Annotated in this window: 12 protein-coding genes and 2 pseudogenes; 4 read left to right on the plus strand and 10 right to left on the minus strand. The window is 64.6% G+C overall.

Annotation, left to right across the window (positions count from 1 at the left end; genetic code table 11):
* Positions 1–111 precede the first annotated feature (111 nt).
* The 5 genes and pseudogenes from AC5STB_RS01505 to AC5STB_RS01525 form a co-directional block, all read right to left on the minus strand.
* Positions 112–2,688, minus strand: coding sequence for a putative PEP-binding protein (locus AC5STB_RS01505; protein WP_495441212.1), 2,577 nt, complete (start codon positions 2,686–2,688; stop codon positions 112–114).
* Positions 2,689–2,865: 177 nt separating this feature from the next.
* A pseudogene (locus tag AC5STB_RS01510) lies at positions 2,866–3,387 on the minus strand (DALR anticodon-binding domain-containing protein); the annotation flags it as partial.
* Positions 3,364–5,163, minus strand: a pseudogene (gene glyS, locus AC5STB_RS01515) (glycine--tRNA ligase subunit beta); the annotation flags it as partial. The pseudogenes AC5STB_RS01510 and glyS, both read right to left, overlap by 24 nt.
* Before the next feature lie 73 nt (positions 5,164–5,236).
* Entirely contained in the window at positions 5,237–5,773 is a 537-nt protein-coding gene (locus AC5STB_RS01520) for a DUF6446 family protein (protein WP_495441213.1), read from the minus strand.
* A 17-nt stretch (positions 5,774–5,790) separates the two neighbouring features.
* Entirely contained in the window at positions 5,791–6,732 is a 942-nt protein-coding gene (locus AC5STB_RS01525) for a glycine--tRNA ligase subunit alpha (protein ID WP_495441214.1), read from the minus strand.
* A 273-nt stretch (positions 6,733–7,005) separates the two neighbouring features.
* Between AC5STB_RS01525 and AC5STB_RS01530 the strand changes: the two genes are divergently transcribed.
* On the plus strand, positions 7,006–8,778 hold the full coding sequence (locus AC5STB_RS01530) for a trypsin-like peptidase domain-containing protein (RefSeq protein WP_495441215.1): 1,773 nt from the start codon (positions 7,006–7,008) through the stop codon (positions 8,776–8,778).
* A 137-nt stretch (positions 8,779–8,915) separates the two neighbouring features.
* On the opposite strand, the gene AC5STB_RS01535 is transcribed toward AC5STB_RS01530, so the two are convergent.
* The 4 genes from AC5STB_RS01535 to AC5STB_RS01550 form a co-directional block, all read right to left on the minus strand.
* The gene (locus AC5STB_RS01535) at positions 8,916–9,557 is read right to left on the minus strand and encodes an SDR family oxidoreductase (RefSeq protein WP_495441216.1); all 642 of its coding nucleotides are present in this window, start codon (positions 9,555–9,557) and stop codon (positions 8,916–8,918) included.
* Positions 9,558–9,570: 13 nt separating this feature from the next.
* Positions 9,571–10,089 carry a DUF1178 family protein gene (locus AC5STB_RS01540; RefSeq protein WP_495441217.1) on the minus strand — a complete coding sequence of 173 codons (519 nt, stop codon included), beginning with the start codon at positions 10,087–10,089 and terminating at the stop codon, positions 9,571–9,573.
* Between the two features lie 78 nt (positions 10,090–10,167).
* Positions 10,168–10,941, minus strand: a complete 774-nt coding sequence (locus tag AC5STB_RS01545) for an EcsC family protein (RefSeq protein WP_495441218.1) — start codon at positions 10,939–10,941, stop codon at positions 10,168–10,170.
* Positions 10,942–10,987: 46 nt separating this feature from the next.
* A complete protein-coding gene (locus AC5STB_RS01550) occupies positions 10,988–11,494 on the minus strand; it encodes a GNAT family N-acetyltransferase (protein ID WP_495441219.1) in 507 nt (168 codons plus the stop codon).
* A gap of 79 nt (positions 11,495–11,573) precedes the next feature.
* Here AC5STB_RS01550 and AC5STB_RS01555 point away from each other — a divergent pair, with 79 nt between their 5' ends.
* Together AC5STB_RS01555 and AC5STB_RS01560 are read left to right on the plus strand one after the other, a co-directional pair.
* Positions 11,574–12,179 carry a flavin reductase family protein gene (locus tag AC5STB_RS01555; RefSeq protein ID WP_495441220.1) on the plus strand — a complete coding sequence of 202 codons (606 nt, stop codon included), beginning with the start codon at positions 11,574–11,576 and terminating at the stop codon, positions 12,177–12,179.
* A gap of 8 nt (positions 12,180–12,187) precedes the next feature.
* Positions 12,188–12,829 carry a CatB-related O-acetyltransferase gene (locus tag AC5STB_RS01560; RefSeq protein WP_495441221.1) on the plus strand — a complete coding sequence of 214 codons (642 nt, stop codon included), beginning with the start codon at positions 12,188–12,190 and terminating at the stop codon, positions 12,827–12,829.
* A gap of 99 nt (positions 12,830–12,928) precedes the next feature.
* Here the strand turns inward: AC5STB_RS01560 and AC5STB_RS01565 are convergent, their stop codons facing one another.
* Positions 12,929–14,575: a SulP family inorganic anion transporter gene (locus tag AC5STB_RS01565; protein ID WP_495441222.1), complete on the minus strand. Its 1,647-nt coding sequence runs from the start codon at positions 14,573–14,575 to the stop codon at positions 12,929–12,931.
* Positions 14,576–14,803: 228 nt separating this feature from the next.
* Here AC5STB_RS01565 and AC5STB_RS01570 point away from each other — a divergent pair, with 228 nt between their 5' ends.
* Positions 14,804–15,487, plus strand: coding sequence for a PRC-barrel domain-containing protein (locus tag AC5STB_RS01570; protein WP_495441223.1), 684 nt, complete (start codon positions 14,804–14,806; stop codon positions 15,485–15,487).
* The last annotated feature ends 306 nt before the right edge of the window (positions 15,488–15,793 follow it).

Below are 15,793 nucleotides of genomic sequence, written 5' to 3' on the forward strand. Positions count from 1 at the left end.
CTTAATGGAATTGGCCCCGGACGTCCAGCTTGCCCCCCGCGAGTGCGACAGCATGGTTAACGCAAGTGCAGGCCCGCAGCCGCTTCCGGCGGCTGGGTATCCTGATTTTTCCTAATATTTTGTGTAAGTTGGCGCAACCTGGCCAATTTTGCCGCCAATCGCCAGCTGAGCGGCGGCTAACCGCGCAACGGGCACACGGAATGGCGAGCACGAAACATAGTCAAAGCCCGCGTCGCGGCAAAATGCAATCGATTCGGGGTTGCCGCCATGCTCGCCGCAGATCGAAAGCGTAATGCCGCCGTTCTCCGCCCGGCCCCGCTGGACCCCCAGTTTCAGCAGTTCGCCGACCCCGTCAGTGTCCAGAACATGGAACGGATCTTCGGGAAAAACGCCCTGGTTCACATATTCCGACATGAACCGCCCGGCATCGTCGCGCGACAGCCCATAGGTCATCTGCGTCAGGTCATTGGTGCCAAAGCTGAGGAACGCCGTATGCGGTGAAATCTCCCCGGCCCGCAGCGCCGCACGCGGCGTTTCCACCATCACCCCCAGCCGGTAGGTGAAATCCTCGCCGCGCTCTGATTTCACGGCAGCGGCCACCGCATCGATGCGGGCCTTGACCAGCTCCACCTCGCGCTTGGCCGACACCAGCGGGATCATGATTTCCGGCACCACCGGTTCACCTTCCTGCGACGCCTCAAGCGTGGCTTCAAAGATGGCGCGCGCCTGCATGTCATAGATTTCCGGCACCGTCACGCCCAGCCGCACCCCGCGCAGGCCCAGCATCGGGTTGTACTCGTCCATCTCTTCCACGCGCCGGGTCACATCGCTGACCGGAATGCCCAAGGCCTCCGACAGCTCGCGCTGGCCGGTCTTGGTGGCAGGCAGGAACTCATGCAGCGGCGGGTCGAACAGGCGGATGCAGACAGGCATCCCCTCCATAATCCGGAACAGCTCCCGGAAGTCGTCGCGCTGCATCGGCAGAAGGCGCTCCAGCACCGCCGCCCGGCCTGAGGGCGTCTCGGCAAAGATCATCTCGCGCATCACGGTCAGCCGCCCGGGTTCAAAGAACATATGCTCCGTCCGGCACAGCCCGATGCCTTGCGCATTGAATTTACGCGCCATTTCAGCATCTTCCGGCGTATCCGCATTGGCACGGATACCGATATCCCGGGCCTCGTCGGCCCAGGCCAGCAAGGTCAGAAGCGCGCCGTCCTCAGCGGCTTCCAGCATCTGAGGCTGGCCTGCCAGCACCTGGCCGCTGCTGCCGTCGATGGTGATAATGTCGCCCGCATTGAACACCCGGCCATCTGCGGCCTCCAGCATCTTGCGCTTGCTGTGGAACTTCATGTTGGAGGCGCCAACGATGCACGGCAGCCCCAGGCCGCGGCCGATCACCGCCGCGTGGCTGGTCATGCCGCCCTTCTCGGTCAGCACGCCGGCAGCCGCATGCATGCCCCGCACATCCTCGGGCGAGGTTTCCCGGCGCACCAGAATGCAGGCCTCGCCGCGGGCAGCGCTGGCCTGCGCGCCGGCAGCAGTGAACACCAGTTTGCCGGTGGCCGCACCGGGGCTGGCGGCAATGCCCCGCCCGATCACGTCGCGTTCGGCGTCCGGTGCCACCTGACGGTGCAAAAGTTCATTCAGAATATGCGCATCGACCCGGATCAGCGCCTCCTCCTGGGGGATCACGCCATCCTCGGCCAGCGCCACCGCGATCCGAACCGCAGCCTGAGCACTGCGCGTCACCCGCACCCCGTCCAGAATATGCACCCGGCCGTTCTCCACGACAAATTCCAGCTGCATTTCCTCGCGCAGCTTCCGGCGCATCAGTGCTGCGTGGGATTTCAGATCAGCAAAGGCTTCCGGCGCCAGCTCCTCCAGCGACAGCCCGCGTTCATCTTTTCCCAGATACAGCGCCCCGGCCCCCGCCCCCAGCGCATCGCGGCCCTGGCTCTGGCTCAGGTAGCGGCCGGTCAGCTGCGGCATGCCGGTGGTGGAATTCACCAGTTGCAGCACGCCCGATCCGCATTCGCCCTGCCCCACACCGGGGATCATTTCCTGCACCACCAGGCCCAGACCCGCATCGGCCGGCGCGCCCTTGGCTTGGCGCAGAAGCCGTGCCGAGGTGCCCTCCCAGGCCCGCGCCATAGAGCGCAGGACCGCCGCCAGCTGCTCACCCGGGTCTTGCGGGAAATGCTCGTCCGTTTCGGCCTCATAGGCATGCAGAATATCGGTCAGCGCATCCGGGCCGCCGTCCTCGACATCGTCGAACACATCCGGATCCAGCCGCGCCACATGCACCGCATAGGACTGCACGAACCGCAGATACAGCGCCGCCGCGGCCTCCCGTCCCAGGCTGTCGCACAGATCAACATAGCGCGCATCGTTCATGCCGATGTTCAGGATCGCCCCCGGCCCGCCCCAATCGGGATCTTCCGAAGACGGGCGCACGCACAGCAGCGATTCCGGATCGAATTCGGCCAGCACCCCGTTCAGGTCCGGCATCTGCCCTTCGGCAATGGCGTGCACCGCATCAAAAGACAGCGCCACCGTGCGCGGCACCGGCAGGTCCAGCCGCTCCAGCCGCTGCAGGCATTTCGCCCGCCCGCCATGGGTCGCGGTGGCAATCGGCGCAGTCGGAGTGATCAGCGAGGCCGGCGGGGTCTGTTCGAAATCTTTCTGCACTGCAGCACGTCTCCTTTGAAAGTCACCATAAGGGGAAGACGCGATGGCGCAAGGGTCTTGTAACAGCGCGATGAGGGATAAGCCGGGCGCAGATACGGAAAACCGGCCTTCCCTCGCGGTAAGGCCGGTCCCTGCGGGGCGAGTACTTTTGGAAAGATGAAAGAGCGTTTGGCTCTCTCAGCCTTCGACCTTGGTAAGATCCGCCACCTGGCCGCAGACCTGACGGATCTGGCCCAGCAGGTTCAGGCGGTTGCGGCGGACGATATCGTTTTCCGCATTGACCTGCACCGCCTCAAAGAACGCATCGATGGGCGCGCGCAGGTCGGCCATGCCCCGCATGGCAGCCGCGAAATCTTCGGCCTCGATGGCCGGAGAGATCGCCGCCCCGCCGGCCTCCAGCGCGTCGAACAGCGCGGTTTCCGCGTCGTCCTCGGCAAACTTGCGGTCGGCGCCATAGGAGTATTCAACGCCGTCCTTTTCCTCAGCCTGGCTGAGGATGTTGTTGGCGCGCTTGAAACCCTGCAGCAGGTTGGTGCCATCTTCGGTTTTCAGGAAGTCCTCCAGCGCCCGGGCGCGTTTCACCAAGAGGGTCAGGTCGTCGTTGCCCGCCATGGCGATGCAGGCGTCAATCACGTCATGGCGGATGCCCTGGTCGCGCAGGAACACCTTGAGGCGGTCGTGGAAGAAGGAGAGGAGGTTGGCAATTTGCTCTCCACCACAATTGATCATCCCTCGGATTTGATCATGCGAGTACCCTGGGAGGTCATTGAACTCATACACACGCTCAACGTCCGCATCCTCCAGGCTTACAAAGATCAAACTCTTGTATTCAGATAACAATTCGCTGCTAAGATTTAACCTAACGAGTGAATTCTCTCTGGGTTCATCGAGGTAGGTGTTCGCGCAATAGATTGCATTCGCATTTTCAAACAGCTGTTGTGCCAAGTTGAAACGAGAAGTTTCCATTGCACGCTGCAACTTGAAACCAGCATCATTCTCCAGCACCAGCCGGATCACCCCCAGCGCGGCGCGGCGCAGGGCATAGGGGTCTTTCGACCCGGTGGGCTTTTCATCAATCGCCCAGAACCCGGTCAGCGTGTCCAGCTTGTCGGCCAGCGCCACGGCAACCGACACCGGCTCCGACGGCACATCATCGCCCGGCCCCAGCGGCGAGTAGTGCTGCTCGCAGGCGTTGGCGACGGCCGAGGGCAGGCCCGCAGCCTCGGCGTAGTAGCGGCCCATCAGGCCTTGCAGCTCCGGGAATTCATAGACCATTTCCGAGCTTAGGTCGGCCTTCGCCACCCGCGCCGCCTGCTCTGCCAGATCCGCATCGGCGCCCACCACCGGCGCGATCTCCCGCGCCAGCGCGGCGATGCGGTCTATCCGCGCCGCCTGGGTGCCCAGCTTGTTGTGGAAGGTCACGTTGCCGAGGTTCTCCACCCAGGCGCTCATGCCGGCCTCGGACTTCGCCGTGCGCAGGTCGTTCTCCCAGAAGAACTTGGCATCCGCCAGACGCGCCGACAGCACCTTTTGGTTGCCCGCCAGGATCGTCGCGCCATTGTCCGCGGTCTCGCGGTTGGCGACGGTGATGAATTTCTCGATGCGGCCGGTCTTGGGGTTCTTCACCGAGAAGAACTTCTGGTGCTCGCGCATACTGGTCTGCAGCACCTCCGGCGGCAGTTCCAGAAATTCGGCGTCAATGGCACCCATCAGCACCACCGGCCATTCGACCAGACCGGCGACTTCGGCCAGCAGGCCCTTGTCCTCGACCACGTCCAGCCCGCTGGCAAAGGCCTGATTGGTGGCCTCCTGCCAGATCGCCTCCGCCCGTTCGCGGGCGTCCAGCACCACATGCGCGCGCTTCAGCTTGGCGGCATAGTCGTCAAAGCCGGTGACGGTGATCTCTTCCGGCGCCATGAACCGGTGGCCGCGGGTGGTATTGCCGGACTTGATGCCATCGATGTCCAGATCCACCACGCTCGCACCTGCCTCATCCGACAGGATGCACAGGATCGAATGCAAGGGCCGCACCCAGCGCAGGGACCCTGCGCCCCAGCGCATGGATTTCGGCCAGGGGAAGTTGCGGATGGTGTCTTCCAGCACTTCGGCAATGATTTCGGCTGCCGGGCGCCCCGGCTTTTCGATCATAGCGAAATACACCGCACCCTTGGGGGTATCGCGCTCCTCCAGCTGGTCACGGGTCAGGCCCGCGCCGCGCAGGAAGCCCTCAATCGCCTTGTCCGGCGCGCCGACCTTGGGGCCTTTGCGCTCTTCGCGGATGGTCGGGCTTTCTGCCAGCAGGCCGTCCACCGCCAGGGTCAGGCGGCGCGGCGTCGACAGCGCCGCGGCACCGGCATAGGTCAGGCCCGCCTCGACCAGGCCGTCGGTCATGCGCTTTTTCAGGTCCTCAGCCGCACGCGCCTGCATGCGCGCCGGGATTTCCTCGGAAAACAGTTCAATCAGCAGATCGGGCATCAGATATCCTCGGGCGTGGCCGCGCGGGCGGGCGCAGCGGAAAAATTGGAAAGGACGGGATCAATGCGGCACGTCATTCGTCTGCCTGTCCGGCTTCTGGACGGGGCGGGCATTTCTCCCCCACCACGGTGCCGTCATAAGCTTTCTGACCGCAGTCATTCAGCTCATGCCAGACATAGCCGCGGCCCTGCTCGGTGACGGCAACAATGCGGTCGACACCATAGGAGATGTTCTTGACCGACAGGAACGACTTGGCAGAGCCGTCGCCCAGCTGGGCACCGATGGCGGCGGCATCGAAGCACTCGAACCAGTCCGGCGCATTGCGCGGTTCAGTCTTGTCCGACAGGGTAAAGACCTGCGCCAGCTCATCCGGCGACACCTTGGTGGTGAAACAGGCGCGGTAGCGGATGGGGGAGCTGTCAGCGTCAATCGCCTCGAAATCCGAGTAGGCAATCGGCTGCCCCTCGCCGCCATCCAGCGGCACCAGCACCACGTCGCGGCCCGGCTGCAGCGCGACCTCATCATAAAAGCCATAGACCTGCAGGTAATACATCGCCCCCCCGGCGGCGAGGCCGGAGACGATCAGGATCAAGGCAAGGAATTTCCCCATAACGTGCCGTCCCCTGTTCAGGCCGCGGTCTCAGCCGAATACCCGCCGGCCTCGGTCAGCACGAATGCGTCGGCGCATTGCTTAGCCAGCGCCCGGACGCGGCCGATATAGGCCTGTCGCTCAGTGACCGAGATCACCCCGCGGGCATCCAGCAGGTTGAAGATGTGGCTGGCCTTGATGCACTGGTCGTATGCCGGATGCGCCATAATGATGCGCTTGCCGGTCTTCGGGTCCTGATGCTCCTCAGCCAGGATCGCGGCGCATTCGGCCTCGGCTTCCTCGAAATGGCGCAGCAGCACCTCGGTATTGGCCACGTCAAAGTTCCAGCGGGCGTATTCTTCTTCGGTCTGCTTGAACACATCGCCATAGGTCAGCGGGATCAGCGCATCCGGATCGTTGTACGGCATGTCCATCACGTGATCGACGCCCAGCACATACATCGCCAGACGCTCCAGGCCATAGGTCAGCTCACCGGACACGGGATGGCAGTCGTGGCCGCCGACCTGCTGGAAATAGGTGAACTGCGAAACTTCCATACCGTCGCACCAGACCTCCCAGCCAAGCCCCCAGGCGCCCAGCGTCGGGCTTTCCCAGTCGTCCTCGACAAAGCGGATGTCGTGCATCGCCATATCGACGCCGATCGCTTCAAGGCTGCCCAGATACAGCTCCTGCAGGTTCGGCGGGCTCGGTTTGATCAGCACCTGGTACTGGTAGTAATGCTGCAGCCGGTTCGGGTTCTCGCCGTAACGCCCGTCGGTCGGGCGGCGCGAGGGCTGCACATAGGCCGCGGCCCAGGCCTTGGTCCCCAGCGAGCGCAGCGTGGTCGCCGGGTGGAAGGTGCCGGCGCCGACTTCCATATCATAAGGCTGCATCACCGCGCAGCCCTTGGCGGCCCAGTAATTCTGGAGCCTCAGGATAATCTCTTGGAAGGAGCGCGGCGCGCCGTTGGTCTGGGTCATCTCTCATCCCTTTTGGGGTCACTGGCCTTTGGGGGCAGCTCAGGCAGCAATTGCGGGGATCTTCCTATGCAAGGCTTATGGCAGGGTCAACGCCCTGCGGGCGCTTGCGTCCGCGCTGCGGCCCGCTGCACGCAGCGCATCGGCAACAAAAGTGCGGGATTGCGGCAACGGGCCGGGAATTCCCCCTGCCATGAGGAGTTCCCTTTGGCGTCTCAAAATGCTTAATCTCCGCAACAAAGAATAAGAGTACTTCCGGGATACGAGGCCCTGACAATGAAAAAACTGTTTGCCGCACTGGCGCTGCCGCTGATTGCGCTGGCCATTGCGTTCACGGCGCCTGTGTCGGCGCAAAGCAGCCGGGATTCGGTCTGGATACAGATCGCCGCCCGCTCCTCCCTGCGCGAGGCAGAGAACGAGGCCCGCGGCTATGCCGCCCGCCTGCCCGACGTGTCCGGCTATGCGCTTGGCGGCGGCTGGTACGGTGTGGTTCTGGGCCCCTACGCCCGCGAGGACGCCGAGCGCGTTCTGCAGGTCTACCGCGCTGAGAACCAAATCCCGCGCGACAGCTTCATCGCCTTCCGCCGCAACCTGCGCAGCCAGTTCTACCCGGTCGCGGCAAATGCGGCACAGCCTGCAGAACCGGCCCCGGCACCCGCTCCGGCCGAACCTGCAGCGCAGGAGCCGGAACCCCAGCAGCAGGCGGCTCTGCAATCTACCCTGCCTGATGAAACCCCGGCTCAGGCACGGCGCAGCGAAAGCACGCTCAGCCGCGAAGAGCGGATGCATCTGCAGATCGCGCTGAAGGCCGCGGGCTTTTACAGCTCCGGCATCGACGGCGCCTTCGGCCGCGGCACCCGCGCCTCGATGAGCGACTGGCAGGCCGCCCGCGGCTTTGAGCCGACCGGCGTGCTGACCACTGCCCAGCGCCAGGTGCTGATGGATGAATACAACGCTCCGCTGATCTCTGCCGGCATGGCCCGGGTGGAGGACGCCAAGGCAGGCATCGCGCTGCAAATCCCTGCCGGTGAAGTGGCCTTTGACCGCTATGAATCGCCCTTTGCCCATTACACCGGCAAGGGGGATACCGGCGCCCAGGTGCTGCTGATCAGCCAGCCCGGCGACAAGCGCACCCTGTTCGGCCTCTATGACATCCTGCAAACGCTGGAAATCATGCCGCTGGAAGGCCCGCGCGAGCGCGGCAGCAGCAGCTTCACCATCGAAGGCCGCAACAGCAAGATCGCCTCCTTCGCACAGGCCAGCCTGAAAAACGGCGAAGTCAAAGGCTTCATCCTGGTCTGGCCCGCCGGTGACGAAGAGCGCCGCACCCGCGTTCTGGCCGCAATGCAGGCCAGCGTCACCCGCCTCGACGGGGTGCTGGACCCGGCCGCCGGCGGTGACGCGGTGCAAAGCGTCGACCTCGTTTCCGGTCTGGAGATCCGCAAGCCCAAACTCTCGCGCTCCGGTTTCTTCGTGGACGGCAAAGGCAGCGTGCTGACCACTTCCGATGTGGTGGCCGGCTGCAGCCGGATCACTCTGGACCACGGCTATCAGGCCGAAGTGGCAGCCAATGACACTGCCGGGGGCATCGCCATCCTGAAACCCGCGGAGGCGCTGGCGCCTGCGGCAGTGGCCGGTCTCAGCACCGCCTCGCCGCGATTGCAGTCAGAGGTCGCCGTGTCCGGCTTTTCCTATGCGGGCGTGCTCGGCGCCCCGAGCCTCACCTGGGGCAAGATCGCCGATGTCAAAAGCCTGGACGGCAACACCGATGTTGCACGGCTGGAGCTGACGGCACAGCCCGGCGATGCCGGTGGCCCGGTAATGGATGCAACCGGCGCGGTTCTGGGAATGCTGCTGCCGCGGCAAACCGGCGGCCAGCAGCTGCCCGAAGACGTCAGCTTTGCCGTCAACGCCGACGCGCTCCGCACCGCGCTGAACGCCGCCGGGGTGACCCCTGCGGCACAGCCCGCGGCCTCCGGCAGCCTGCCCAACGCCGCGATGACCCGGCTGGCCTCCGGCATGACCGTCCTGGTCAGCTGCTGGGAGTGATGGAGCCGGCCTGGCGGAAGCCCGGCAGGCCGTGTAACAAAGAAAGCCGGCGCAGGTTCTGCGCCGGCTTTTTTGGTGGTCACAGCCCCGGCGGCGCGGGCGCGGGAAAGCCCGGTTTCAGCCCTGGCCGCCGGTGGTCAATAAGGCTGGATACGGCCATCCCAAGTATGGAAGCAGCCGGTCGTGTCCAGGGTCAGGACTTCGAATTCGTTGATCAGCCCGGCCACCGACTCCTGCACCGTGATATCACCGTCGCAGCCGCCCATGTCGGTCTGCACCCAGCCGGGATGATAGATGCCCACCGCAATCCCCTCCGGCTGCAGATCCGTGGCAAGGTTGCGCCCGATGTTAAGCGCCGCCGCCTTGGATGCCCGGTAGGCATAGCTGCCGCCCGGCGCCCGGGTGTGGCTGGCCATCTGCGACGACAGGATGGCAATCTTGGGGTTTTCCGCCAGCCGCAGGTTCGGCAGCATCGCCTGCACCGTCAGGAACACGCCAGTCACATTGGCCGCCAGGGTTTTGGCCCAGACCTCGGCCGAATAGTCATCCAGCCCCATCGCCTTGTCGATGTAAACGCCGGCATTGCACACCAGCAGATCCACAGGCCGGTTCCGGATCTGGGCCGCAAAACGCGCCTGCTGGCCAGGATCGGACACATCCAGCTTGACGCCCGAGGAATGATCGCGCGAGGTGCCCGTCACCTCGTGGCCCGCCTCCCGCAGCTGCTTCACCAGCTCCTTGCCGATGCCGCGGCTGGTTCCCGTTACAACTGCATGCATTCTGCCCTGCCCTTCAATTTGATTTACGACCGGGACGGAACGGCAGCGGCATCACCGGCACGCCCTCCTCAATCAGCTCCCGCGCATCTTCCAGCCTGGCCTCGCCGTGGATCGCCCGCTCCGGCGCCTCGCCCAGATGCATCGCGCGCGCTTCCCGCACGAAACTGTCTCCGACATAGTCAGAGTTTTTCTCTATCTTTTTCCGCAGCTCCGCCAGCGCTTTTTCCACTTCGCCCGACGGGCGGCTCAGCATTCCCGGTCCTGAGGCAGCAGGCGCAGGTGCAGCTGCCGGTACAGGCGCCGGCACGGCCTCCGGCGCCGGCCTCGGTTTTGTTTCCGGCTCGCCGACGCCCGACACCGCCTTGCGGCCCGGGCGCACCCGCGGCGCCATGATGGCTTTTGTCACCTGCGTGCCGCCGCAGACCGCACAGGACACCATCCCGGCTGCTGCCAGCTTGTCAAAAGCCGCCGCCGACTGGAACCAGCTGTCGAACGCGTGGCCGTCCGCACATTTGAGGCTGTATTGAATCATGCTTACTCTCTTAGCAGGAAAGGCTGATTAAATCTGCCTCTCCGGCAAGCGCAAGAGGTCTCTGTGTCAAGTGTGCAGCTACCGGGCGGCATCCGGAGGCTGCAGCCGCTGCCGCAGCCGCGCAGCCAGCTCCTCCTGCGCCACATCCGCCTCCACCGCCAGCCGCCTGAGGCCGAAATGCACATGTGCCATCTCGCGGTAATAGCCCGCAAACACATAGTTTACCGCCGCCCCGGCCATGGCCCCGGCAATCGGCACGGCCTGGGCCGCCAGTTTCTGCCCCAGCACCGTGCCCAGCTTGGGTGCCACTTGGGCGATCAGCTTGTGCAGCCCCCCCGGCAGCCCCAGACGGGCAGAGAGAAAGCCCAGATCGGCGCCGTCATCCGCAGCCAGCGGGCCTGCTGCGGCAAAGACCTGAATGCAGTCGAAAGTCACGCTTTCGGCCTCAGGATCGAACCCTTCAGCCGCAGCGGCGCCTTGGATGGTGCGCAACAAAAAGGCGGTGGTCGCCGGCAATTCCACCAGCGCGCCCGGCAGCCCCGCCACACCGCCCGCAGCCCCCATTGCGGCGCTCACCATCCGGTCAACGCCCGGTTTCTGATCCGGCACCAGGCGGCGCGACTGGCTGGCGCCCTTCATGGCAACCCGCAGCGCGGTCTCCGTGGCCCCCGTCAGACCGGCCCGCACCGGTGCAGGCAGCCGCTCCAGCAGGCTTTCTCCGCTGCCGCCCAGCCGGTTCAGCAGATCAACGCCAAACCCGCCCGCTGCCCGGTGCCGCTGCGCCAGCGCGTCCAGCTCGGCCTCAATCTCCTGCGGGGTAAAAGCCCGCGCGTCTGTCAAAACATCTGCCACATGCGTCTCCTCTGCTCTCTCAAGATCGGCAGCTATGGGCACAATTTCAAGCCTGCCAGCGGGTGACCTGCCCCTGAATTCCATCCCAGGCAGCCTCCTGCAGCGCCAGTCCCAGAACCCGCTCAGGGTTGGTCGGCGGCGGCATCTCGACACCCTGCAGCTTGGAAAAACCGAACCGCTGGTAATAGGGCGCATCCCCCACCAGCATCACCCGCGCCCAGCCGGTTTCCCCGGCCTTGGCCAGACTGTCGCGCACAAGCGACCCGCCCAGCCCCTCGCCCTGCCGTGTCGGGTGCACCGCCACCGGCCCCAGCAGCAGCACAGGCGCGCTGCCCACCAGAACCGGCCAATACCGGATTGCCGCTGCCAGAATGCCGTCACTGTCGCGGGCCACTTCGCTCAGGCCCGAAACCGGCGGAACACCCTCGCGCAGGCGGTACGAGGACAGCGCCTCGCGCCCCGGTGCAAAGCACAGGTCATACAGCGCCTCGACCTCCCACCGGTCATCCGGCCGCTCTGCCCTCAATTCGATCACGCCGCCCTGCCTCCGCATTCTTCCCTGCAGGCTGGCGTTTGGCCTAGCATGGGCGTAAGCCTTGGGCAAACATCTATGAACAGAGCAGGAAACAGAAATGTTCTACCGGCCCGAGGACGGTCACGGCCTCCCCCACAATCCCTTCAACGCCATTGTCACCCCGCGCCCAATCGGCTGGATCTCCAGCCGGTCGGCAGACGGCGTCAGCAATCTGGCCCCTTATTCCTTCTTCAATGCCGTCGCCTACACCCCGCCGCAGGTGATGTTTGCCTCCACCAGCAGCAAGCCGGACCAGGACGGCACCAAGGATTCGGTCGCCAACATCGAGGCCACCGGCGTCTTTTGCGTCAACGTTGTCTCCTACGCGCTGCGGGACGCGATGAACGCCAGTTCCGGCGCGCTGCCCAAGGACGTCGATGAATTCGCCCACGCCGGGCTGGAGGCCGCAGAGTGCGAAACCATCGCCTGCTCCCGCGTCGCCGCAGCCCCCGCAGCGCTGGAATGCAAACTGACCCAAATCGTCACCCTGCCGGGCGAGGCCAACAAGGTGGTGTTCGGCGAGGTCACCGGCGTGCACCTGCGCGACGACTGCCTGCGCGACGGCACCTTCGACGTCACCGCATTCCAGCCGCTGGCCCGTCTCGGCTACCGGGACTACTCGGTGGTGCGCGACCTGTTCCCTCTGACCCGCCCCGACGACTGAGACCCGCCATGCCGCTTCCCGACCCCCGCAAGCGTAATCCGATCATCCTGCCCGATGGCACGCCCCACGCGGGCACGGTGATGCTCAGCCAGGTGCTTGATCACCCCAACATCAAGGCGGGCGATTACTCCTACGCCTCCGATTTCGACCCGCCCCAGGACTGGGCGCAGCACCTGGCGCCCTACCTGTTCCCCGGCGCCCGCGAACGCCTGGTCATCGGCCGCTTCTGCCAGATCGCCCATGGGGTGCGCTTCATCACCGCCTCGGCCAATCACGCGCAGGACGGCCTCAGCTGCTACCCCTTCCCGGTGTTCGACCCGGACCAGATGGGCGGTTTCCAGCCCGACACCCGCGACACCATCGTGGGCAATGACGTCTGGATTGGCTACGGCGCGCTGATCCTGCCCGGCGCCCGCATCGGGGACGGCGCCATCATCGGCGCCGGCGCCGTGTTGCGCGGCACGGTGCCGCCTTACGCCATTGTCACCGGCAACCCCGCCGCGGTGCACAGCCACCGCTTCTCCAAACCTCAGATCGCCCGCCTGCTGGCACTGAAATGGTGGGACTGGCCCGCGGACCTCATCACCCGCGCCGAACCGGCGCTGCTGTCCGGCGACCTCGACATGCTCGAAAGCATCGCGCCTGACTAAGCCTTGGCAGGCATGGTGTGTCCGAGGCCCCTTCTTGAAATCAAAAATGCCCGCGGTTCACCGGAACCGCGGGCATTCTCTTTGCAACCATTCAGCCGCTCAATGGCCGCCGAGGATCCCGGTCTTGACCGAGTAATCCACCGCAACCTCGTATTCCGGGTCGTCATCGCTATCGACCATCAAATGGCCCGCCTTGGTCAGCAACTGGTGGCAGTCGCGGCTCAGGTGGCGCAGCACCACGGCCTTGCCCTCAGCCTCATACTTGCCAGCCAGCGCCTCAATCGCCTGCAGCGCCGACTGATCCACTACCCGGCTGCGGGCAAAGTCCACAATCACATGGTCCGGGTCGCCCGCCACATCAAACAGCTCGATGAACCCGTCGGTGGAGCCAAAGAACAGCGGCCCCTCGATCTCATAGACCTTGGCCCCCTTGTCGGAAGCGGACTCGCGGGTATAGGCGTGGATGCGGCGCGCGTTGTTCCAGGCATAGGCCAGGGCTGAGACGATGACGCCCACAACCACCGCAATCGCCAAGTCGGTCATCACCGTCACCACCGTCACCAGCACGATCACAAAGGCGTCCATCAGCGGCACCTTGGTCATGATCTTCAGGCTGTTCCAGGCAAAGGTGCCGATCACCACCATGAACATCACGCCAACCAGTGCTGCCAGCGGGATCTGCTCGATCAGCGGCGAAGCCACCACGATGAACAGCAAGAGGAACAGCGCCGCGGCAATGCCCGCAATCCGCGTCCGGCCGCCGGACTTCACGTTGATCATCGACTGGCCGATCATTGCGCAGCCGCCCATACCGCCAAAGAAACCGGTCACCACGTTCGACGCGCCCTGCGCAATGCACTCCTGGCTGGCACCGCCGCGCTTGCCGGTGATCTCGCCCACCAGGTTCAGCGTCAGCAGGCTCTCGATCAAACCAATCGCCGCCAGAATGACCGCATAAGGCAGGATGATCCACAGCGTCTCCAGCGTGAACGGCGCCAGCATATGCGGGGGGTACAGCCCCTCACCGGTGCCAAAAGGGTTGTGGAAGGCCGGGAAACCGCCCTCGATTGAGGCCATGTCGCCCACCCGCGGCACGTCCAGCCCCATCGCGATCACCAGCACCGCCACAATGCCAATGCCTGCCAGCGGTGCCGGGATCACAGATGTGATCTTCGGCATTCCCCAGATGATCACCATGGTCAGCGCCACCAGCCCCAGCATCATGTACAAAGATGCGCCGCTCAGCCATTCCTCGCCTTCGCTCCCCGGAACCGTAAATTGCGTCATCTGCGCCAGGAAGATCACAATCGCCAGACCGTTCACAAACCCCAGCATCACCGGATGCGGCACCAGGCGGATGAACTTGCCCCAATGCATGACCCCGGCAAAGATCTGCAAAATCCCCATCAGCACCACCGTGGCAAACAGGTATTCAACTCCATGGTCGGCCACCAGCGCCACCATCACCACCGCCAGCGCTCCGGTTGCGCCCGAGATCATCCCAGGCCGGCCGCCGAACACCGCAGTGATCAGACCGACCATAAAGGCCGCATAAAGCCCCACCAGCGGATGCACTTCGGCAACAAAGGCAAAGGCAACCGCCTCTGGCACCAGCGCCAGCGCCACGGTCAGGCCCGACAGCAATTCGATGCGCACGCGCCCCGCGGTAAAGCCCTCGTCCTGCATGATAGAGAGGTTCGGTGGGGAAATCTGCTTGGCCAGCAAAGCCACGGCTGCGCGTCTCATATCAGGTACCTGTGCTCGGGAGGAGAAGTGTTCGCTGCCCGCCCCTAGCGGAAATACGCTCATGGGGCAAGAGCGGCCTCCCCAGGCGCCCTGTACAGCGGTCAGGCAAAGGCGGTCAGGCAAAAAAAGACACGCATTTCGAATTCGGCGGGGAACCGAAACCCGCCGCGGACGTTTATCCGATGAGTGCTCGCGCACAAACCACTAAATAACCGAGGAATGAATGCTATGAAAAAGCTGCTACTTTCCACGGCGCTTGCCGCTGTGACCTTCGTCCCCGCCTATGCATCTGACACCGCCATCGAAGAAACCGCTGAGACCACCGCGGAACAGGGCGCGGAAATGGCATCTGACGCCGCAACCGCCGTTGAAGAAACAGGCGACGCGGTTGCCGAAGAAGCCAGCGAGATGGCGTCCGAAGCCGAAGCTGCGGCTGAAAACGTTGCCGACGAGGCCGCTGAGGCCGGAGCCGAGGTGGAAGCCGAAGCTGAAGCAGCGGCTGAAGAAGTTGCCGACGAAGCCGCTGAGGCCGAAGCCGAACTGGAAGCCGAGGCTGAGATGGAAGCCGATGCCGAAACCACCGACGCCGTCCCGCCCCGCGCGGCCATTGAGCGCGACGGCTACATGACCGCGGAAGAGACCGACCTCACCGCCGAAATGCTGACCGGCGCAGCCGCCTATGACGCCAACGACGAATGGATCGGCGAAGTGTCGGAACTGCTGCTGACCGACGACGGCAAGGTCAAGGCTGCAATTATCGATGTGGGCGGTTTCCTTGGCCTGGGCGAAAAGCCGGTAGAGCTGGAACTGTCGCAGATCGACATCCTGCGCGCCGAAGACGGCTCGGACCTGCGCGTCTATATCTCGATGACCGAGGAAGAGCTGAAGGGGATGCCCGACTACGAGGGCTAATTCTTGCTCAAATGCAAACCTCAAGAAACCCGCCGCTTGGCGGGTTTCTCTTTTTGCTTCCCGGCGCGGCGGCGCTGACCGGGATTATCCGGCGCGCATAGGCCCGCCCCTTCATCTTTCCCCAAATACTCTTGCCGAAGGCAAAACCCGTCCCCGGCACCCGCCAGGTGCAGTGCATGGGGGGGCACAGGAGGGATGTACGGGGGTGCACAGCGGGTGCACGCATGCCACCCCCGGTTTTTTCTTCCCGCTCTTGCCAAATCCCATCCCGCTTGCGCATATCCGGAACCAGCAGCAACAGGAGGG

The organism is Leisingera sp. CC-HEC093 (genome assembly GCF_059429195.1).

Coding starts and splice junctions, on each gene's coding strand:
- AC5STB_RS01555 (WP_495441220.1), top strand. CDS start 11,574: ATGTTCTACCGGCCCGAGGACGGTCACGGCCTCCCCCACAATCCCTTC.
- AC5STB_RS01560 (WP_495441221.1), top strand. CDS start 12,188: ATGCCGCTTCCCGACCCCCGCAAGCGTAATCCGATCATCCTGCCCGAT.
- AC5STB_RS01530 (WP_495441215.1), top strand. CDS start 7,006: ATGAAAAAACTGTTTGCCGCACTGGCGCTGCCGCTGATTGCGCTGGCC.
- AC5STB_RS01570 (WP_495441223.1), top strand. CDS start 14,804: ATGAAAAAGCTGCTACTTTCCACGGCGCTTGCCGCTGTGACCTTCGTC.
- AC5STB_RS01540 (WP_495441217.1), bottom strand. CDS start 10,089: ATGATTCAATACAGCCTCAAATGTGCGGACGGCCACGCGTTCGACAGC.
- AC5STB_RS01520 (WP_495441213.1), bottom strand. CDS start 5,773: ATGGGGAAATTCCTTGCCTTGATCCTGATCGTCTCCGGCCTCGCCGCC.
- AC5STB_RS01550 (WP_495441219.1), bottom strand. CDS start 11,494: ATGCGGAGGCAGGGCGGCGTGATCGAATTGAGGGCAGAGCGGCCGGAT.
- AC5STB_RS01565 (WP_495441222.1), bottom strand. CDS start 14,575: ATGAGACGCGCAGCCGTGGCTTTGCTGGCCAAGCAGATTTCCCCACCG.
- AC5STB_RS01525 (WP_495441214.1), bottom strand. CDS start 6,732: ATGACCCAGACCAACGGCGCGCCGCGCTCCTTCCAAGAGATTATCCTG.
- AC5STB_RS01535 (WP_495441216.1), bottom strand. CDS start 9,557: ATGCATGCAGTTGTAACGGGAACCAGCCGCGGCATCGGCAAGGAGCTG.